Source organism: Streptomyces lacaronensis, assembly GCF_047337785.1.
Lineage (GTDB): Bacteria > Actinomycetota > Actinomycetes > Streptomycetales > Streptomycetaceae > Streptomyces > Streptomyces lycopersici.
Window position 1 is genome coordinate 11,231,741 of the sequence record NZ_JBLHDK010000003.1, and the last position, 18,171, is coordinate 11,249,911.

Annotated in this window: 17 protein-coding genes; 12 read left to right on the plus strand and 5 right to left on the minus strand. The window is 72.6% G+C overall.

The features are described 5' to 3' along the window. Nucleotides 1-285 precede the first annotated feature (285 nt). Nucleotides 286-699 (plus strand): hypothetical protein, encoded by a 414-nt coding sequence (locus ACMTAK_RS48100; RefSeq protein WP_413812023.1) that lies wholly within the window; start codon nt 286-288, stop codon nt 697-699. A 106-nt stretch (nt 700-805) separates the two neighbouring features. Here the strand turns inward: ACMTAK_RS48100 and ACMTAK_RS48105 are convergent, their stop codons facing one another. Continuing rightward, nucleotides 806-1,546, minus strand: a complete 741-nt coding sequence (locus ACMTAK_RS48105) for an SDR family oxidoreductase (RefSeq protein WP_413812024.1) — start codon at nt 1,544-1,546, stop codon at nt 806-808. Nucleotides 1,547-1,696: 150 nt separating this feature from the next. Here ACMTAK_RS48105 and ACMTAK_RS48110 point away from each other — a divergent pair, with 150 nt between their 5' ends. The 6 genes from ACMTAK_RS48110 (at nt 1,697) to dapE (ending at nt 8,392) form a co-directional block, all read left to right on the plus strand. After that, the gene (locus tag ACMTAK_RS48110; RefSeq protein ID WP_413812025.1) at nt 1,697-2,275 is read left to right on the plus strand and encodes a TetR/AcrR family transcriptional regulator; all 579 of its coding nucleotides are present in this window, start codon (nt 1,697-1,699) and stop codon (nt 2,273-2,275) included. A 64-nt stretch (nt 2,276-2,339) separates the two neighbouring features. Then, nucleotides 2,340-2,930 carry a helix-turn-helix domain-containing protein gene (locus tag ACMTAK_RS48115; protein ID WP_413812026.1) on the plus strand — a complete coding sequence of 197 codons (591 nt, stop codon included), beginning with the start codon at nt 2,340-2,342 and terminating at the stop codon, nt 2,928-2,930. 115 nt (nt 2,931-3,045) lie between these two features. Further along, nucleotides 3,046-4,413 carry an NAD(P)/FAD-dependent oxidoreductase gene (locus ACMTAK_RS48120; RefSeq protein ID WP_413812027.1) on the plus strand — a complete coding sequence of 456 codons (1,368 nt, stop codon included), beginning with the start codon at nt 3,046-3,048 and terminating at the stop codon, nt 4,411-4,413. Between the two features lie 2 nt (nt 4,414-4,415). Further along, nucleotides 4,416-5,732, plus strand: a complete 1,317-nt coding sequence (locus tag ACMTAK_RS48125; RefSeq protein WP_413812028.1) for an MFS transporter — start codon at nt 4,416-4,418, stop codon at nt 5,730-5,732. A 138-nt stretch (nt 5,733-5,870) separates the two neighbouring features. After that, nucleotides 5,871-7,337 (plus strand): amino acid permease, encoded by a 1,467-nt coding sequence (locus ACMTAK_RS48130; RefSeq protein ID WP_413812029.1) that lies wholly within the window; start codon nt 5,871-5,873, stop codon nt 7,335-7,337. Then, nucleotides 7,334-8,392, plus strand: coding sequence for a succinyl-diaminopimelate desuccinylase (gene dapE, locus ACMTAK_RS48135; RefSeq protein WP_413812030.1), 1,059 nt, complete (start codon nt 7,334-7,336; stop codon nt 8,390-8,392). The genes ACMTAK_RS48130 and dapE overlap by 4 nt, the downstream gene beginning before the upstream one ends. A 141-nt stretch (nt 8,393-8,533) precedes the next feature. Here dapE and ACMTAK_RS48140 read toward each other — a convergent pair whose 3' ends face one another. After that, nucleotides 8,534-10,195 carry a PucR family transcriptional regulator gene (locus ACMTAK_RS48140; RefSeq protein ID WP_413812031.1) on the minus strand — a complete coding sequence of 554 codons (1,662 nt, stop codon included), beginning with the start codon at nt 10,193-10,195 and terminating at the stop codon, nt 8,534-8,536. A 124-nt stretch (nt 10,196-10,319) separates the two neighbouring features. Between ACMTAK_RS48140 and ACMTAK_RS48145 the strand changes: the two genes are divergently transcribed. Together ACMTAK_RS48145 and menC are read left to right on the plus strand one after the other, a co-directional pair. After that, entirely contained in the window at nt 10,320-11,198 is an 879-nt protein-coding gene (locus tag ACMTAK_RS48145; protein WP_413812032.1) for a chorismate synthase, read from the plus strand. Then, on the plus strand, nt 11,195-12,304 hold the full coding sequence (menC, locus tag ACMTAK_RS48150) for an o-succinylbenzoate synthase (protein WP_413812033.1): 1,110 nt from the start codon (nt 11,195-11,197) through the stop codon (nt 12,302-12,304). The genes ACMTAK_RS48145 and menC overlap by 4 nt, the downstream gene beginning before the upstream one ends. Nucleotides 12,305-12,362: 58 nt before the next feature. On the opposite strand, the gene ACMTAK_RS48155 is transcribed toward menC, so the two are convergent. Next, nucleotides 12,363-13,565: a cytochrome P450 gene (locus ACMTAK_RS48155; protein WP_413812034.1), complete on the minus strand. Its 1,203-nt coding sequence runs from the start codon at nt 13,563-13,565 to the stop codon at nt 12,363-12,365. A gap of 85 nt (nt 13,566-13,650) precedes the next feature. Here ACMTAK_RS48155 and ACMTAK_RS48160 point away from each other — a divergent pair, with 85 nt between their 5' ends. Then, nucleotides 13,651-14,526, plus strand: a complete 876-nt coding sequence (locus ACMTAK_RS48160; protein ID WP_413812035.1) for a helix-turn-helix transcriptional regulator — start codon at nt 13,651-13,653, stop codon at nt 14,524-14,526. Beyond that, nucleotides 14,523-15,377 (plus strand): oxidoreductase, encoded by an 855-nt coding sequence (locus ACMTAK_RS48165; RefSeq protein WP_413812036.1) that lies wholly within the window; start codon nt 14,523-14,525, stop codon nt 15,375-15,377. The genes ACMTAK_RS48160 and ACMTAK_RS48165 overlap by 4 nt, the downstream gene beginning before the upstream one ends. Before the next feature lie 288 nt (nt 15,378-15,665). Here ACMTAK_RS48165 and ACMTAK_RS48170 read toward each other — a convergent pair whose 3' ends face one another. Both ACMTAK_RS48170 and ACMTAK_RS48175 read right to left on the minus strand, forming a co-directional pair. Then, nucleotides 15,666-16,004 (minus strand): hypothetical protein, encoded by a 339-nt coding sequence (locus tag ACMTAK_RS48170; RefSeq protein ID WP_413812037.1) that lies wholly within the window; start codon nt 16,002-16,004, stop codon nt 15,666-15,668. Beyond that, nucleotides 15,997-16,938, minus strand: coding sequence for a sigma-70 family RNA polymerase sigma factor (locus ACMTAK_RS48175; RefSeq protein ID WP_413812038.1), 942 nt, complete (start codon nt 16,936-16,938; stop codon nt 15,997-15,999). The genes ACMTAK_RS48170 and ACMTAK_RS48175 overlap by 8 nt, the downstream gene beginning before the upstream one ends. An 87-nt stretch (nt 16,939-17,025) precedes the next feature. On the opposite strand from ACMTAK_RS48175, the gene ACMTAK_RS48180 reads away from it, so the two are divergent. After that, nucleotides 17,026-18,153 carry an alkene reductase gene (locus ACMTAK_RS48180; protein ID WP_413812039.1) on the plus strand — a complete coding sequence of 376 codons (1,128 nt, stop codon included), beginning with the start codon at nt 17,026-17,028 and terminating at the stop codon, nt 18,151-18,153. Nucleotides 18,154-18,171: the final 18 nt, after the last annotated feature.

Below are 18,171 nucleotides of genomic sequence, written 5' to 3' on the forward strand. Positions count from 1 at the left end.
GAGCCCGGTGGGGCTCGCGGTGACAGCACTCGGCCGGATACCGGATTGTCGCTGGTGCGTTCCCCGTCGTGCGGACGGGATTCAAGCCGCTGACAACGGCTCGCGCGGACTCCCCCCGGACTCTTCGCTGTCCACTGTTAGCTCACGCTTTCACCACTCCGGGCGGGGTAACAGTCGCATTTGTCATCAAGCGGCTGTGAGAAACGCATGTCCCATGGGCGGCTGAGCGGCCGCAAAGTGATGACGGGGAAGGCTGGTGGGAAGGCTCTCTGCCATCATGCTCACATGAGCCATTCGATCACCATTCGATGTGACATCTGTGGCGCCACTCATTCCTCCTCAGCGGCCGACAGCGTGGGTGCGCTTCGCGAAGTCATCGTCCAAATGAGCTGGTCGAGGGCGCGATGGGATGGCCGGGTGATCGATATGTGCGGTGGGTGCGGCGCCCGGGAAATGGCGTCGAGCGTACCCGGACGACGCTGCGGTTCCTGTGAGGGAGGCGAACTCTTCGATGCCCTCGGACACGACAGAATCGGACATCGTTTGGCCAACGCATTACTCAGGGCCGGTATCGATAATCTCGAACTACTCTCCGGTTTCTCCGCGCGTCAGCTTCGTGATCTGGACGGTATCGGTGCCGTGAGCGCACGTCACGCACTCAATCGTCTGCACTCCGCACCGAATGAAAGGCGATCGTGAACGAATATTCCACCGGAACATCCGCGCCGTTATTCCCCGGCGCCGCCCGAAAGGGGATCGTGCCGCGTACCGTACCCGCCGGTTGCCCCCCCCCCGGGCGTGGAGCTCAGCTCTGCGCGGTGGGACGGACCACGATCTCGCCGACGTCGACACCGGCCGGCTGCTCGATGGCGAACGCGATGGCGCGGGCGATGGCGTCCGGGGAGATCGCGATCTTGTCCATGCCGGCCTGGATCCCGCTCCTCGCGTCCGGGTCGGTGATGGAATCCGCGAGCTCCGTCCGGATGAACCCCGGCGAGACGGTGGTCACCCGCAGCGTCTCGCCGGCCTCCTGGCGCAGCCCTTCGGAGATGGCGCGTACGGCGTTCTTGGTGCCGGCGTAGACCGCCATCGTCGGGACGATGCTCAGCCCGGCGGTGGAGAGGGTGTGCACGAAATGCCCGAAGCCCTGCTCACGGAAGACGGGCAGGGCCTCGGCGATGCCGTACAGCACGCCCTTGATGTTGACGTCGACCATCGCCTCCCAGTCCTCGACGCGCAGATCGTCGAGGGCGGAGATCGGGCTGATACCGGCGTTGCTGACCAGGACGTCCAGCTTTCCGTACCGCTCGCGTGCCGTCGCGACCAGACGGGACAGATCCGTGCGCCGCTTCACATCCGTGACGACGGCGACGGCCTCGCCGCCCGAACCGGCGATCCGGGCCGCCAGCGCCTCGATGCGGTCCGACCGCCGCGCCGCGAGGACGACCTTGGCGCCGCGCTCGGCCAGCAGCAGCGCTGTCGCCTCGCCGATACCGCTGCTCGCGCCCGTAATGGCGACGACCTTGCCTTCGATACCCGATGTCATGGGGGTTCCTTTCAGGGAAACGTTGCAGGAGGGCAGGGGGAAAGGAGGAGGCGGCGATGGCCTACAGTGAGAAGTGGAGGCGCCGCCACTTCACCTCACACTAAGTGGGTGTGCCTCCACTTAGCAACCGGGGAATGAGGAGAGTCGCCGATGGCCAGGGATCCAGGGCGCCCGCTGCGGGCCGACGCACAGCGCAACCGGGAGAAGATCCTCTCCGCCGCGGTGCGGGTGTTCGCCGAGGAGGGGCTGGACGCCCACCTGGAGCGCATCGCCAAGGAGGCGGGCGTGGGTACCGGCACCCTCTACCGGAACTTCCCGACCCGTGAGCTGCTGATCGAGGCCGCCTACCGCAATGAGCTGGCCCGGCTCTGCGCCGCCGCCCCCGAACTGCTGGCGGCCCTGCCCCCGCGCGAGGCCCTGCGGACGTGGCTGGCCCGCTTCATGGACTACGCCAACGCCAAGCTGGGCATGGCGGACGCGCTGCGGGGCGTGGTCGCGTCGGGCGTCAATCCGTACGCGCAGAGCCACGAGATGATCCAGGACGCGCTCTCACGGTTGATGGACGCCGCCGTCGCGGCCGGTGTGATCCGGTCGGACGTCACCGCCACCGACATGTTCGCCGCCCTCACCGGCATCGCCCTCGCCTCGGGGAAGCCCGAACAGCGGGAGCAGGCGGACCGCCTTCTCGACCTCACCCTGGACGGACTGAGCGCGGGATCCGGCCAGTAAAGATTTCTGAGTTTTCAGTTCAGACTCTTGTGCCACCCGCTCAGCGCTCTTAACGTGTGCGGCCATGGAGAACGAACACGCCACGGACCGGGCCGCGGGAACCGGCGACGAGTCCGTGGGCGACCGGCTGCGCGCGCTGCGCAAGGCGCGCCGGCTGACGCTGCGGACCGTCGCCGAGGCCGCCGGGATCAGCGAGGGCTATCTCAGCCAGATAGAGCGCGGACAGGCCAATCCCAGCATCGCCACCCTCCAGCAGGTCGCCGCCGCGCTCGGCCTGAAGGTGGCCGATCTGTTCGGCGACGACTTCACCAGCGGCCCGAGCGTGCTGCGCGCCGAGGAGGCGCCCCGGCTCGCCCTCGGGGTGCTCGGCGGGCGCAAGTTCCGGCTGACACCGGGGCCGCAGCACCATCTCGAAGTGTTCCTGGGGGAGTTCGACGCCCATGGCTCCACGGGAGAGACCCTCTACAGCCACGGCGACTCGGAGGAGTTCCTGTACGTCCTCGAGGGCACCGTCCAACTCCAGCTCGGCGAGCGCTCCTTCACCCTCGGGGCCGGTGACAGCATCCGCTACTCCTCGGCCGTACCCCACCGGTTGAGCGAGACGGCCGGGGCAGCCGCCCGGGTGCTGTGGGTGATCAGCCCACCCAGCTACTGACCCACCCCTCCTCATATCTCTCACCTCCTCGAGCCACTTCGATCCGCGACGAAACCGGGGCCATCCCAGGCCGCCCGACCAGCGGCCGTTCGACCACGATTGGCTGAGTGCCGCAGTGCTGAACGGAAATGTGTCCTTCTGGTACCGCCAGACCGGCTTCCCCGAACGGCGTCCGCCGCTCGACGGCGACCTCGCCACCGATGTGTGCGTCGTGGGCGGGGGCTTCACCGGGCTATGGACCGCGTACTACCTCAAACAGGCCGCCCCCGATCTCGACATCACCGTCGTGGAGCGGGAGTTCGCCGGATTCGGCGCCTCGGGGCGGAACGCCGGCTGGCTCAGCTGCAAGATCGCCGGGTCGGCCGGGACCTATGCGAGGAAGCGCGGGCGCGAGGCCGTGATCGCCCTCCAGCGGGAGATGATCCACACCGTGGACGAGGTGATCTCGGTGGCCCGTACCGAGGGCATCGAGGCCGACATCGTCAAGAGCGGCTATCTCACCGTCGCCCACGGCGCCGCCCAACTGCCCCGGCTGCGCGCCGCGTACGACCAGCTGAGCCACTGGGGCGGGCAGGACCTGGAGTGGCTGAGCGCACCCCGGCTCGCCGAGCGGCTGCGCCTGGACGGGGCGCTGGCGGGCTACCACAATCCGCACTGCGCCCGGGTCCACCCCGCCAAGCTGGTGCGCGGCCTGGCCGCCGCGGTGGAGGCGCGGGGTGTGCGGATCCTGGGGTCCACCCCGGTCACCGCCATCGCCCCCGGCCGGGTCGGCACCCCGTTCGGCACCATCCGCGCGGACCGGATCGTCCGCGCCACCGAGGGCTTCACCAGCGGTATCGAGGGCGAGCGGCGCACCTGGCTGCCGATGAACTCCTCGATGATCGTCACCGAACCGCTCCCCGACGAGCTGTGGAAGCGGCTCGGCTGGGAGGGGCAGGAACTCCTCAGCGACGCCACGCACGCGTACACCTACGGACAGCGCACCGCGGACGGCCGTATCGCCATCGGCGGCCGCGGCGTGCCCTACACGTTCGGCTCCCGCACCGACCGGGCGGGGCAGACCAGCGCGGACACCGTGCGCGCCCTGCGGCGGATCCTCACCGGCCTCTTCCCGGACACCGCCGAGGCCGCCATCGACCACGCCTGGTCGGGGGTGCTGGCCGTGCCCCGCGACTGGTGCGCCTCGATCGGCTACGACCCCGCCACCGGCATCGGCTTCGCCGGTGGATACGTCGGCCATGGCGTGGCCGCCACCAACCTCGCCGGACGCACCCTGCGCGATCTGCTGCTCGGCCACTCCACCGAGCTGACCGCGCTGCCCTGGGTCGGCCACCGCACCCGGCGCTGGGAGCCCGAACCGTTCCGGTGGATCGGGGTGCACGGCATGTACGCCGCGTACCGCGCCGCCGACCGCTCGGAGTCCTCCGGCCGCACCACCACATCGCCCATCGCCCGTCTCGCCGACCGCATATCTGGACGCTGACCATGAGCAAGCCCACCGCCACCGCCGCGGCCACCGACCGCGCCCCGGTCACCGACCGCGAGCGGACCGCCCGCAAGGCCGGTCTCGCCTCGTTCATCGGCACCACCGTCGAGTGGTACGACTTCTACATCTACTCCACCGCCTCCGCGCTCGTCCTCGGCAGGATCTTCTTCGGTGGTGGCGGTGACACCACCGGCGCGCTGCAGGCGTTCGGCAGCCTGTGGCTCGGCTTCCTCGCCCGGCCGATCGGCGGCATCGTCTTCGGCCACCTCGGCGACCGGATCGGCCGAAAGAAGACCCTGGTCACCACGTTGCTGATGATGGGCATCGCCACCACCCTGATCGGGCTGCTCCCCGGCTACGACGAGGTCGGCGTCGCCGCGCCGATCGCGCTGGTGCTGCTGCGCATGGTGCAGGGCATCGCGGTCGGCGGCGAATGGGGCGGCGCCGTCCTCATCGCCAGCGAACACGCGCCCAAGGAGAAGGCTCTGTCGTTCGGCGCCTTCGCCCAGCAGGGGTCCCCGGCCGGATCGATCCTGGCCACCGGGATGTTCGCGCTGCTCACCCAGCTTCCGGACGACGACTTCGACGCCTGGGGCTGGCGCGTACCGTTCCTCTTCTCCGCCGTGATGGTGGTCATCGGCCTGGTGGTGCGCCTCAAGGTCGAGGAGTCCCCGGAGTTCGCCCGGCTGCGCGACGAGAAGCGGGTCGCGAAGGTGCCCCTGCGGGAGCTGGTCACCGGCCACCCCGGATCCCTCGCACTCGGCGTGCTCGCCAGCTCCATCGGCATCGCCGCCACCTACTTCATCACCACCTTCGTCCTGTCCTGGTCCACGGACAGCCTCGGCATGGAGCGCTCCACCATGCTGAACGTGCTGCTCGTCTACAGCGTGGTCCAGTTCATCACCCAGCCCTTCGGGGTGATGCTGGCCGCCCGCTTCGGCCCGCGCCGCACCGTGGCGGCCCTGCTGGGCCTCAACTTCGCTCTGGTACCGGTGATGTACGCCTGTGTCTCGACGACCCAGCCGGTCGTCGTGGGGCTCGGCATCTCCCTGCTGGGCATCACCGGCGCGATGAACTACGCGATCCTGGCCGGACTGCTCGCCGCGGCCTTCCCGATCTCGGTGCGCTACACCGGTATCTCCCTCTCCTACCAGCTGTGCTCGGCGCTCATCGGCGGTACGGCGCCCCTGGTCGGCGAGTGGCTGCTGCACTCGACCGGCGGATCGATCGTGCCGGTCGTGATCTACCAGATGGTGCTGGTGGCCGTGTCCCTCGTCTGCTCCCTGGCGCTGCTGGGCCGCTCGCGGACGGCGTAGCCGCGGTCGGCCTTGGCCGAACGGTCAAAGCCACGGCCGGGTCTTTGGCCGATGCGTGCACCTCCCCGCCCGCTCCCTTCCGCATCATCAGGGGCCGTACAGCGCGGCGGCGCGGACAAGGGAGGCAATGTGAACGGTGTGCGAACACAACCGCACGGCCGGCGGACCCCGGGGCAGGCCACCGGCCCGGTCGGCAGGCTGACCCGCCGCCGGGAGGTGGCGGAGCTGGTCGCCGAGGCCGGTGGCGGCCCGCTCCGCCGCACCCTGGGCCTGACCCAGCTCACCCTGCTCAGCGTCGGTGCCACGCTCGGCACCGGGATCTTCGTGGTGCTCGGCGAGGCGGTGCCCCAGGCGGGCCCGGCGGTGGTGCTCTCCTTCGTCCTCGCCGGGGTCACCGCGCTGTTCTCCGCCCTGTCCTACGCCGAGCTCGCGGGCATGATCCCGGGCGCCGGGTCCTCGTACAGCTACACCTACGCCACCTTGGGCGAGCTGGTGGCCTGGGTGTGCGGCTGGTGTCTGATCCTGGAGTACGGCGTCTCCGTGGCCGCGGTCGCGGTCGGCTGGGGCCAGTACGTCAATGAACTGCTCCAGCTGACCGTCGGCCGGACCCTGCCCGACGCGCTCGCCGCCCCGCCCGGCGACGGCGGGGTGCTGAACGTCCCCGCCGCCGCCATCGTCGTCCTCGCCATGGTGGTGCTGCTGCGCGGCGCCCGGGAGAGCGCCGTGGTCAACACCGTGATGGTGGCGGTGAAGCTGGCAGCGCTCGTCATCTTCTGCGCGGTGGCCTTCACCGCCTTCCACGCCGGGAACTTCCGGCCGCTCTTCCCCCTCGGCACGGCCGGGATGACCGCGGGCGCCTCCTCGCTCTTCTTCTCCTACATCGGCTTCGACGCCGCCTCCACGGCGGGGGAGGAGGCCAAGCACCCACAGCGCGATCTGCCGCGCGCCATCGTCCTCTCGCTCGGGCTGGTCACCGCTCTGTACTGCGCGGTGGCGCTGGCGGCGGTCGGCGCGATGCCCTGGCAGCGGTTCGAGGGCACCGAGGCCACGCTCAGCCAGGTCCTCGTCAGCTCCGTCGGCGGTGGCGAGCTGTGGCCGATCCTGCTGTCCATCGGCGCGGTCGTCGCCACCACCAGCGTGGTCCTCACCGTGCAGTACGGGCAGATCCGCATCCTGTTCTCGATGTCCCGCGACGGGCTCGTCCCCGGCCTCTTCTCCACGGTCCACCGGCGCACGGGGGTGCCGCGCGCGGGCACCGTCATCGTCTCCGCCTTCGTCGCCCTCCTCGCCGCGCTCATCCCGCTCGGCGACCTCGCGGACGCCACCAGCATCGGCACCCTCTTCGCCTTCGCCCTGGTCAACCTGGCGGTGCTGATCCTGCGCCGGCGCAAGCCGGACGCGCCGCGCGGCTTCCGGGTGCCGCTCGCGCCCGTGACGCCCCTGCTGGGAGTGGCCTGCTGCGGGTATGTGATGTACGGGCTCGGGGCCGACACCTGGATCGCCTTCGGCGCCTGGATGGCGGTCGGACTCGCTGTCTACGGGCTCTACGGCATCCGGCACTCCACCCTCAACCGCCCCGCCCCCGAACCGGAGACCACCCCATGACCCCGCTCGACCCCACCGCCGATGTGCTCGCGCTCACCCGTGCCCTGGTCGACATCCCCTCGGAAAGCGGCCATGAGGCCCCGCTCGCCGACGCCGTCGAGAGCGCGCTGCGCGCCCTGCCGTGGCTGACCGTCGAGCGGATCGGCCACTCCGTCGTGGCCCGCACCCATCTGGGCCGCGACCGGAGGGTGGTCATCGCCGGGCACCTGGACACCGTCCCGGCCGCGGACAACCTCCCCTCCCGGCTGGACGGGGGACTGCTCCACGGCCTCGGGGCCTGCGACATGAAGGGCGGTGTCGCGGTCGCCCTCCGGCTCGCGGCGGCACTCCCCGCGCCCGCGCACGACATCACCTACGCGTTCTACGAATGCGAGGAAGTGGCGGGCGACCGCAATGGCCTGGCCAGGATCGCCGCGGAGCGCCCCGAGCTGGTCCAGGCCGATCTGGCCATTCTCATGGAGCCCTCGGACGCCGGTGTCGAGGCGGGCTGCCAGGGTGTGCTGATGGCGGACATCGCCGTACGCGGCGAGCGGGCGCACACCGCCCGCGCCTGGAAGGGAGTCAACGCCGCCCACCGCGCCGCCGCCGTCCTGCGGCGCCTGGACGACCACACCGCGGAGCGGATCACCATCGACGGGCTGGAGTACCGCGAGGGGCTGAGCGCCGTGGCCGTGCGCGCGGGCGTGGCCGGGAACGTGGTGCCCGACCTGTGCCTGATAACGGTCAACCTGCGTTTCGCGCCCAGCCGTTCACCACGGGAGGCCGAGGCGTACGTACGCGACCTCTTCCCCGAGTACGAGGTCGAGATCACCGAGAACACCCCGGGTGCCCTCCCCGGCCTGGACCGGGAAGCGGCCGCCTCGCTCGTGGCGTACCTCGGCGTGGCGCCCCGCCCCAAACTGGGCTGGACCGATGTCGCCCGCTTCGCCGCGCTCGGCACACCGGCGCTCAACTACGGCCCCGGCGACCCGTCCCTGGCCCACACCGCGGGCGAGTACGTGCCGGTGGAGCAGCTGCGGGAGTGCGAGGCGCGGCTCATGGGCTGGCTCGGCTGAACCGCGGGACACCCCTCAGCAGAAAGGCGCCCCCGAAGGGGCGCGGGCTGTGCCGAGGTGCGGCTCCGCCGCGTGGGCGCGACCAGCCACGACGACGCCGCGGACGGTCGACGGCAGCTCGGGGCACCTCCGGAGGAGCGCTCAGGGGCTCGCGCCCCGCAGCCCGGCGAGGGCGCGCAGCTGGAGCCAGAGCACCAGCCGCTCGTCCGGGTCGTCCAGGTCGATGCCCAGCTGCGCCCGCGCCTGCCGCAGCCGGTAGCGGCAGGTGTTGGGGTGGACGGCCAGCAGCCGGGCCGCCCGGGCCATATCGCATCCGGCGTCCAGCCAGCACACCAGCGTCCGGGCATAGTCCGTGCCGTGCCCGGCGTCGTACGCCAGGATGTCCCGCCAGGCCCCGGCCGCCAACTCCCGCCGCTCGCCCAGGAGTTCGCCGAGCCGGAGGAGTACGGCGCGGGCCCGGACCTCCGCCATGGCGGCCACCGTCTCCTCCGGGCCGAGCACCCGCAGCACCAGATCGGCGTCCTCCCGCGAGCCGCGGACCTCCGCCACCTCCGGCACCACATCGCCAAGACCGGCCCGCACCGGCACCCTCAGGGCCTGCCCGGCGCGGCGCACGATGTCCTCGGCGAGCCGCCGCTGCCGTTCCCCGGCCCGACCGTCGGCGACGGGCAGCAGCGCGTACACCACACCATCGACCAGCACACAGGCATGCCGCCCGTACCGCGCCTCGCACTGCAGCCGTACGAGATCCAGCAGCCGCAGCGCGGCCTGCTCCCCGTCCGGCGCGCCCGCCGCGCCCTCCAGCGCGAAGGCGGCCACCCGCACCGGTGTGCCGGGGGCGAGCCCCAGCCGCTCGGCGGCGGTGGCGGGCTCGGCGGTGCCGTCCAGGAGACGGCGCAGCAGATCGCCGGTCATATGCCGGGACAGCTCCTGTGCCGCCCGCGCCCGCAGCAGGAGCAGGGCGGCCGTGGAGGCGCCCTGGGCCAGTGCCTCCTCGGCGTCCGGTGCGAGGGTCCCGTCGTCGACGACCCACAGCGAGCCGAGGGTCTCCCCGCCCGCCCGTACGGCGACGGCCAGCCGTGGCAGTTCCTCCGCGCTGAGGGCGGGCAGGCGCACCGGCCCGTGGGACGCGAACAGCACCCGGTACTGCTCGGTGTTCTCCGGGCTGTCCGGCACCTGACGGCCCAGGATGCCCTGGCGCCTGGGCTCGTCCACGGGCTGGCCGGGGATGGTGGAGTGGGCGAGTATGCGCTGGCGCGGATCCTCGATCACGGTGGCGCCGCCCACGGCCGTGGCCACGGCGCCGGCGAGCGAGAACAGGTCGCCGAGCGCGGCGCCACCGGCGGGGGAGGGCCGGGCCCCTACCGCACCGGCCAGCAGCAGATGGACATGGTGCCAGGCGGCGTCCTCGTCGACGGTGAGCAGGGCCAGCCCGCGCTCCCGCGCCCGGGTGACGGCATCCGCGAGCCCGTGTACGTGCCCGGACGAGGGCCCCTGGCCGTGCCCGGACGAGGACCCCTGCCCGGACGAAGGTCCCTGCCCGGACGAGGGCCCGTCCTCACCGCGTACGACGAGACCCGCCATCCGCGCGGCCGCCGCCTCGTCCACCAGCGCCCCGGCCGCCTCCGCCCGCACCCCGACCGCCAGCAGCAGGGCGCCGGGCGCCCGGTCCGGGAACGGGGCGTGGACGTCGTACAGCAGCACCTCGGTGACGGGCGTGGTGAGCCCGGAAGGGGCGGTGACCAGCCGCAGCGCGGGCTCGCCCAGGATGTCCAGAAGCTCCCCGAGGGTGCGGGTGTCCATGAGTGGTACCGGGCCTTCCAGGGGGCTGACGCGCGAGGCGATTGGCTGATCGCAACAGGACCCTAGGTCGCGCTTGTGCGTCCGGACAACCCGAGCGCGGACACACCCCGGGAGACTCGGGCCCATGACATCAGTGACGATGGACGCCGAGGCGCTGGCCACCGCCGCCGCCCGCGCCGCCGGGGTCGCCGTCCGCACCGTCCACGACGTGGCCGGTGTCCAGGCGGTGGCCGACTTCTTCGCCGAGGTGTGGCGGCTGCCGCGCAGCAACCCGCCCTATCCGGCCGAGGTGCTGCACAGCATCGTCCACGCGGGCGGCGCGGTGCACGCCGCGTACACCACCGGGCCCGACGGGCAGGAGGGCGAGCGGCTGTCCGGCGCCGCGGTCGCGGTCTTCGGCCCGCCGGCCGACCGGGAGGTGTACTCGCTCGTGGCCGCCGCCACCGCCTCCGACCGGGGCGTCGGCCACGCCGTCAAACAGGCCCAGCGCGGCTGGGCCCTGGAGGGCGGGGCCCACACCATGCGCTGGACCTTCGACCCGCTGGTCGCCCGTAACGCCCGCTTCAACCTGGTCAAACTGGGCGCCGTCGGCGCCGAGTACCTGGTCGACCTCTACGGCCCCATGAACGACGGGGTGAACGACGGCGACGAGAGTGACCGGCTCACCGCCCGCTGGGACCTCCTCGCACGACCCGCACCCGCACCCACCCCCGCCGATGACACCGACGACCGGGCGGCCGCCCCGGTCGTCCGCCACGCCCCCGACGGAGGCCCACTCGCCGCCCGCCACGCGGACCGGCTGTGGTGCAGGGTGCCCGGGGACATCGTCGCGCTGCGCACCGCCGACCCGGCCCTGGCACTGCGCTGGCGGCACGCCGTGCGCGAGGTCTTCACCGAGGCGTACGCCGAGGGCTTCCGGGCCACCGCGATGTCCCGCGACGGCTGGTACCGGCTCACCCGGAACCCCACCCCGACCACCCCCGGAGAGGACCCGCGGCCATGAGGCTCGAACGCGCCGAACTGTTCCAGGTCGCCCTTCCACTGATCACCCCCTTCCGTACCTCCTTCGGGACGATGACCAGTAAGGACACCTTTCTGCTGCACGTTGTCACCGACCGGGCCGAGGGCTGGTCGGAGTTCGCCGCCGATCCGGAGCCGCTGTACTGCGCGGAGTTCACCGCCGGTGCCGAGATCGTGATCCGCGACTTCCTGCTGCCCCGGGTGGCCGCCCTCCCCGCGCCCACGACCGCGGCCCTCGCCCCCGCCATGGCCGCCGTCAAGGGCCATGAGCTGGCCAAGGCCGCCCTGGAGACCGCGCTGCTCGACGCCGAACTGCGCGCCCACGGCATGCCGCTGGCCACCTTCCTCGGCTCGGTCCACGAGCGGGTGCCCGCCGGGGTGTCCGTCGGCATCAAGGACTCCCTCCCCGAGCTGATCGACGACGTCGAGCGGTATCTCGCCGAGGGCTATGTGCGCATCAAGCTCAAGATCGAGCCGGGCTGGGACGTGGAGCCGGTGCGCGCCGTACGGGAACGGTTCGGCGAGGCGCTGCCGCTTCAGGTCGACGCCAACACCGCGTACACCCTCGCCGACGCCGAACACCTCAGGAAACTCGACGAGTTCGGGCTGCTGCTCATCGAGGAGCCGCTGGAGGAGAACAACCTCCACGCCCACGCCCGGCTCCAGCGGCGGCTGACCACCCCGGTCTGCCTGGACGAGTCCATCCACAACGCGCGCGACGCCGCGTCCGCGATCGCGATGGACGCCTGCCGGGTCATCAACGTCAAACCGGCCCGGGTCGGCGGCTATCCGGAGGCCCGCCGCATCCACGACCTCGCCGCCGCCCACGGCGTCCCGGTGTGGTGCGGGGGCATGCTGGAGACCGGTATCGGCCGCGCCCCCAACCTGGCCCTCGCCGCCCTGCCCGGCTGCACCCTGCCCGGCGACACCTCGGCCTCCGGCCGATACTTCGCCGAGGACATCACCGAGCCGTTCGTCCTCCAGGACGGCCACCTCCCGGTGCCCACCGCGCCCGGTATCGGCATCGACCCGCTCCCGGACGCCCTCGCCCGCTTCACCACCTCACGGCGGCGGCTGTACCCGCGCTGACCCGCGCCCGCCACCGGCCGGTCGGGTCCGGCCGGTCAGATCCCTCGCATGTCCCTCGTCATGTCCGTCCGGTCAGCATGACCGTGCAGCCGCGCAGCTCATAGCTGTCGATCCCGTCCTTGAAGCCGACCCTGGGCGGGGCCGCCATACGGATGCCGGGCAGGGCGAACAGCCGGCTGAGGAAGACATCCGTCTCCAGAAGCGCGATGGTGGCCCCGGGGCATTTGTGCGCACCGTCCCCGAACGACAGCCCCGGCGCCCCCGCGCCCGCGGCCATCGGGCGGCCCGGACACAGCCGCTCCGGCCGCTCGCCCACCGTACGGGCGTCGAGATTGGCGTGATGCAGCAGGACGTCGACCAACTCCCCGGCCGGGACGGTCACTTCCGCGTCCGGGCCCCGGCCGTCGCCGGGCAGCCGGAGCGGTGCGGTGGTACGGCGGCGGAGCCGGCCGATGACCGGTTCGAGCCGGAGGATCTCCTGGAGGATCGCGATCCGGCCGGGCTCGTCGGCGGCCCGGTAGCGCGCCAGCAGGGCGGCGTCGCCGAACAGATGCCACGCGGCCACATTGACGAACTCCCGGGTGGTGACCATGCCCGCGGCCGCGAACGTGAGGCATTCCCCCAGGATCTCGCCCGACGAACACCCCTCGTCCAGCAGATGGGAGATCAGGTCGTCGCGCCGCCGACGGCGCCGGGCCCGTACGGCCGGGCGGACATCACCCCAGTAGACCCGCAGCCAGTTGGAGTTCTGCCGCACCAGCCAGCGGATCCCGTGGAGGCTGGTCAGCCCGGGTGTCCCGAACTTCTCGGGGAAGAAGCGCTCCAGCCGCCCCCGGATCCCGGGCCGGCTCTCCGTGAGGCCGATCACGGCACTGGCCACCTCGATGGCCAGGTGGAAGCTCAGCTCGGCGAGGCGGCCCCGGCCGGTCTCCCGGACGGTGTCGAGCTGTGCCTCCGCCACCTCGACCATGACCTCGCGGTAGTGCTCGTCCACCCGGCGCGGGGTGAAGAACCGGGCGGTCTGCCGCCGGTCCTCGCGGTGTTCCGGACCGTCCCGGTAGAGCACCGGCCGCCGGAACCGGGACGGCAGCTTCTCCACCGTCTCGACGCCGAGCCCGGCCTGCACGGTGGCCGTGGCGCGGAGTACGGCGCGGGCCTCCTCGTAACCGGACACCTGCCAGATCCCGTCGGGCCCCCGCCGCACCGGGCAGCCGTCTCCGTCCGGCCCCCGGCCGACCCTGCGCTCCCCGTAGTGGTCCATGGGCGGCACCCCCGGCCCAGACTAGGAGTAGCGCGGCCACCTTACGAGGGCCTGACCGTGCTTTCCGCGGTCTACGCTCGCTTTCATGGACAGCGAGAACCCTCTGGGGCGCTTTCTGCGTGCCCGCCGTGAACGGGTGCGGCCCGAGGACGTGGACATACTGCCCGCCGGCCGGCGCCGGGTGGCGGGGCTGCGCCGGGAGGAGGTCGCCCTGCTGGCCGGGGTCAGCACCGACTACTACATACGGCTGGAGCAGGGCCGGGAGCGGCATCCCTCGGCGCAGGTGGTCGAGGCGCTGGCCCGGGCGCTGGTGCTGGAGGAGGACGCGGTCGCCCATCTGCATCGGCTGGCCCGTCCGGCCCCCGGCCGGCGCCGACCGGCCGCGCGGCGGGAGCGGGTGAGCCCGACCCTGCTGCGGATGATGGAGGGCTGGCCGCGGACCCCGGCCGTGGTCCTGGGCCGCTGTCTGACCGTACTGGCCCACAACGCCCTGGGCGGGGCCCTCTTCGACGGGCACACCCACAGCCGGGATCTGATGCGGCTGGTCTTCCTCGACCCGGACGCGCGGGAGTTCTACCCCGACTGGGAGCGGGTGGCGGTCAACACCGTCGCCGGGCTCCGCGCGGCGGCCGGAATCGACGCCGAGGACCCCGAACTGATCGCCGTCGTCGGCGAGCTTTCGCTGAAGAGCGAGGCGTTCCGGCGGCTGTGGGCCCGCCATGACATCCGCCAGAAGACCCATGAGACCAAGCGCTTCCGGCACCGCCTGGTCGGTGAGCTGACCCTGGAGTACGAGGCACTGACCGTGAACAGCGCCCCCGGCCAGCAGCTCATCGTCTACCAGGCCGAGCCGGGCAGCCCGTCCGAGCAGGCGCTGGCCCTGCTGGGCAGCCTCACCGCCGATGTGGTGGAGGCGCCCCACGACCCCATGAGCACCACGACGAAGGACTCTTCCGCATGACCGTCAATGACTCGCCCGTCTGGTTCATCACCGGCTGTTCCACCGGTCTGGGCCGGGCCCTGGCCACCGCCGTCCTCGGCCACGGCCACCGCGCGGTGGTCACCGCCCGCGACCCCCGGCAGGTGGCCGACATCGTCGCCGGTCACGGAGACCGCGCGCTGGCCCTGGCGCTCGACGTCACCGACAAGGACCGGGTGGCGGAGGCGGTGAAGGAGGCGGAGACCGCCTTCGGCCGCATCGACGTACTCGTCAACAACGCGGGCCACGGCTACCTCGCCGCGCTCGAGGAGGGCGAGGACGAGGAGGTCAGGGCCCTGTTCGACACCAATGTCTTCGGCTTGGTGGACGTCACCCGCGCGGTCCTGCCGGGCATGCGCGCCCGCCGCGCAGGCCACATCGTGAACATCTCCTCCCTCGGCGGCCTGGCCGCCTTCGGCGCCACCGGCTATTACCACGCCACCAAGTTCGCCGTGGAGGGCCTGTCCGAATCGCTCGCCGCCGAGGTGGCCCCGCTGGGCATCAAGGTGACGATCGTCGAACCCGCCGCCTTCCGCACCAACTGGTCCGGCCCCTCCATGCGCCAGTCCGCCACCACCATCGACGACTACGCCGGGACCGCGGGCGCACGGCGCACCGGCACCCTCGCCACCTATGGCCGCCAGCCCGGCGACCCGGCCCGCGCGGCCGAGGCCATCATCGGTGCGGTGGAGGCGGCGGAACCCCCGCTGCGGCTGCTGCTGGGCAAGGCCGCCTACGACATCGCCCAGGCCCGGCTGGACTCCCTCAGGGCCACCTTCGACACCTGGCGCGAGGTCACGCTCGGAGCCGACTACCCCGTGACGACGTCCTAGGGGCGTCCGACGGACCGTGACGCCTGCGGCGGGCTGCTCTCGTCCCGGCCCTTCCCGATGGCTCTGCCCCAGACACCCGGACCGGGCATTCGCCCCCTTCCCGCAGCGTCGATATGCGGCTCCGGCGCGTGGCCGTGGCATGGGCTCCGCCCCGGGCCTCGGGGTCCAGGGACGGAGCCCCGGAACGGGGTCTGGGGCGCTCCGCCCCAGTATCGGGAAGGGGCGGGGAGGGGGAAAGCGTCGATATGCGGCTCCGGCGCGTGGTCCGCGCGTGGGCCCGCCGGGCTCTCAGCGCCCCCTGAGTCGGCGGCCCCAGCGGCGCAGCAGCCCCCGCCGGGCCCGGGGAGCCCGCAGTGCGGAAGGCCGGCGGCCCTCCGCACCGATGCGGCTCGGCGTCCACTGACCGTCGGGGGAGAGGATCGGTGCCTTGCGCTCCGCCTGCGCCACGATCTCCTGGTGGGAGTCGTACGCCGTCACCCGGAACGCCTCGTCGTGCGAGGCCAGGGCCGCCCGCAGGGCCGCGCCGGTGGCGCCACGGCGCCGGGCGAGGGAGGCCACCCAGCCGAGGAAGCCCATGAGCGCGGCGAGCACACCGGCGACGATCAGATACGGCAGTAAATCACTCATGGGCCGAGGCTATGTGAGGCCGTACGTCGTCGAGGAGACCGAGTTCCAGACGGCTCAGCCGCGCGGGATCGGCGATCACCTCGTACGCGGCGATCCTCCCGTCCTCGACGGCGACGGTCAGGGCGAGGAGCAGCCGGCCGTGCGGGGCCACGACTACCCCTACGGACCCGTTCACCAGCGCGGGCTCCGCGAACCGCGCCCTCGGCGCGAAACCGGCGGTCTCCTCCGCCACCGTCCGCGCACCACGGGCGACCGTTGGCACCCCCTCGGGCAGGGCGGCGCGGTCGGCACGCCGGACGACATCCGGGTCCAGCACCGCGAGCAGCGCCTCCATGTCACCGCCGCGGGCGGCGGTGAGGAAGGCGTCGACGGTGCGCCGCTGCCGGTCCAGCTCGGCGCGGGGCACCGCCGCGATGCCCCGCACCTTCTGGCGGGCGCGGCTGGCCAGCTTCTTCGCGGCGACCGGTGAGCGCTCCACGATGGGCGCGATCCGGTCGAACGGCACCGCGAACACATCGTGCAGCACAAAGGCGATCCGCTCGGCCGGGCCCAGCGTGTCCAGCACCACGAGCAGCGCCCTGCCGACCGAGTCGGCCAGCACCGCCTCGCCCTCCGGACCGCCGCCGTCCCCGGTCTCCCGGGCCATCTCGGGCAGCTCCTGGCCGACCGGCTCCTCCCGGCGCGCGGTGCGGGAGCGCAGCATGTCCAGGCAGATCCGGGAGACCACCGTCCGCAGCCAGCCGGTCAGGTTCCCGACCGCCTCGGCGTCCGCGCGGCTGAGCCGCAGCCATGTCTCCTGCACGGCGTCGTCCGCCTCGCTGAGCGAGCCGAGCATCCGGTAGGCGACCGCCCGCAACTGGCCGCGGTGGGTCTCGAAGCGCTCCGCCAGCCCGTCCTGCGGGTGCTGTCCGTTCCCCGGTTTCCGCCCGTCCATCGGTCACCTTTCCTCGCCGCGCTCCGTCACTTCCCCAGACGTAACCACGACGTATGCCACGCGGCAGAGGTGACGAGGAGAGACACCATGACCACCACCTGTTCGACCGTCCTGGACCAGCCGCTGCTGCGCCCCGCGGAGCTGGGGGACCTCCAACTGCCCAACCGGGTGGTGATGGCGCCCATGACCCGGGCCCGGGCCACGGGCGAGGGGCTGGTCCCGAACGGCATGCACACGGACTACTACGGTCAGCGGGCCGGGGCCGGGCTGATCATCACCGAGGGGACCTGGGTGAGCGAGCGGGCCATCGGCTTCCCGGACGTCCCCGGCGTCTACAGCGAGGAGCAGATCAGCGGGTGGCGCCGGGTCACCGACGTCGTCCACGCCCTCGGCGGCCGGATCGTGCTGCAGCTGTGGCACACCGGCGCCGCCTCGCACCCCGACCACCTCGGGGGCGCCCTTCCGGCCGGTCCGTCGGCGGTCGACCCCCGCGAGCGGGCCTACACCCCCGGCGGGCCCAAGGCCACGGTCACCCCACGGGAGATGACGATCGACGACATCCGGGACACGGTCGCGGAGTACCGCGCGGCCGCGGTGAACGCCCGCCGCGCCGGTTTCGACGGAGTCGAGGTGCACGCCCTCGGCTCGTTCCTGATCCCTCAGTTCCTCAATCCACGGCTGAACCGCCGCCGCGACGCCTACGGCGGCGACCCGGCAGGACGGCGGCGGCTGCTGATGGAGATCGTCGACGCGGCCACCGCGGTCTGGGACGGCCGCCGGGTGGGCGTGCGCCTGTCGCCGTACTGGACCGCCGAGCGGTTCACCGCCGACGAGCGGACGCTCGCCGACTACGACGCGCTGGTAGCGGAGCTGTGCGACCACCCCCTGGCCTATCTGCATCTGCGGGGACCGGCCCCCGCCGAGCCCGGCACCGCCCCGGACCACGACGCCTTCGCCCGCTACCGCCGCCTCTACGACGGCCCGCTGATCGCCAACCACGGCTTCGGCCGGGAGACCGGCAACGCGGTGATCGGGGCCGGGGTCGCGGACGCCGTCTCCTACGCCACCCACTTCGTGGCCAACCCCGACCTCGTGGCCCGGTTCGCCCTGGACCGTGAGCTGGCGGCGGGCGACCCGGGCACGTACTACACCGGCGGGGCGGGCGGCTATGTCGACTATCCGGCGAGCCGCTGGAACGACGGCGCCAGGCGTTGAGGGGCGCCCGCAACGGCG

Bases quoted from the DNA above. Each gene is read 5' to 3' on its own strand.
- ACMTAK_RS48105 (WP_413812024.1), bottom strand. From the start codon at position 1,546: ATGACATCGGGTATCGAAGGCAAGGTCGTCGCCATTACGGGCGCGAGC.
- ACMTAK_RS48110 (WP_413812025.1), top strand. From the start codon at position 1,697: ATGGCCAGGGATCCAGGGCGCCCGCTGCGGGCCGACGCACAGCGCAAC.
- ACMTAK_RS48140 (WP_413812031.1), bottom strand. From the start codon at position 10,195: ATGGACACCCGCACCCTCGGGGAGCTTCTGGACATCCTGGGCGAGCCC.
- ACMTAK_RS48180 (WP_413812039.1), top strand. From the start codon at position 17,026: ATGACCACCACCTGTTCGACCGTCCTGGACCAGCCGCTGCTGCGCCCC.
- dapE (WP_413812030.1), top strand. From the start codon at position 7,334: ATGACCCCGCTCGACCCCACCGCCGATGTGCTCGCGCTCACCCGTGCC.
- ACMTAK_RS48145 (WP_413812032.1), top strand. From the start codon at position 10,320: ATGACATCAGTGACGATGGACGCCGAGGCGCTGGCCACCGCCGCCGCC.
- ACMTAK_RS48170 (WP_413812037.1), bottom strand. From the start codon at position 16,004: ATGAGTGATTTACTGCCGTATCTGATCGTCGCCGGTGTGCTCGCCGCG.
- ACMTAK_RS48160 (WP_413812035.1), top strand. From the start codon at position 13,651: ATGGACAGCGAGAACCCTCTGGGGCGCTTTCTGCGTGCCCGCCGTGAA.
- ACMTAK_RS48175 (WP_413812038.1), bottom strand. From the start codon at position 16,938: ATGGACGGGCGGAAACCGGGGAACGGACAGCACCCGCAGGACGGGCTG.
- ACMTAK_RS48125 (WP_413812028.1), top strand. From the start codon at position 4,416: ATGAGCAAGCCCACCGCCACCGCCGCGGCCACCGACCGCGCCCCGGTC.
- ACMTAK_RS48115 (WP_413812026.1), top strand. From the start codon at position 2,340: ATGGAGAACGAACACGCCACGGACCGGGCCGCGGGAACCGGCGACGAG.
- ACMTAK_RS48100 (WP_413812023.1), top strand. From the start codon at position 286: ATGAGCCATTCGATCACCATTCGATGTGACATCTGTGGCGCCACTCAT.
- menC (WP_413812033.1), top strand. From the start codon at position 11,195: ATGAGGCTCGAACGCGCCGAACTGTTCCAGGTCGCCCTTCCACTGATC.
- ACMTAK_RS48155 (WP_413812034.1), bottom strand. From the start codon at position 13,565: ATGGACCACTACGGGGAGCGCAGGGTCGGCCGGGGGCCGGACGGAGAC.
- ACMTAK_RS48165 (WP_413812036.1), top strand. From the start codon at position 14,523: ATGACCGTCAATGACTCGCCCGTCTGGTTCATCACCGGCTGTTCCACC.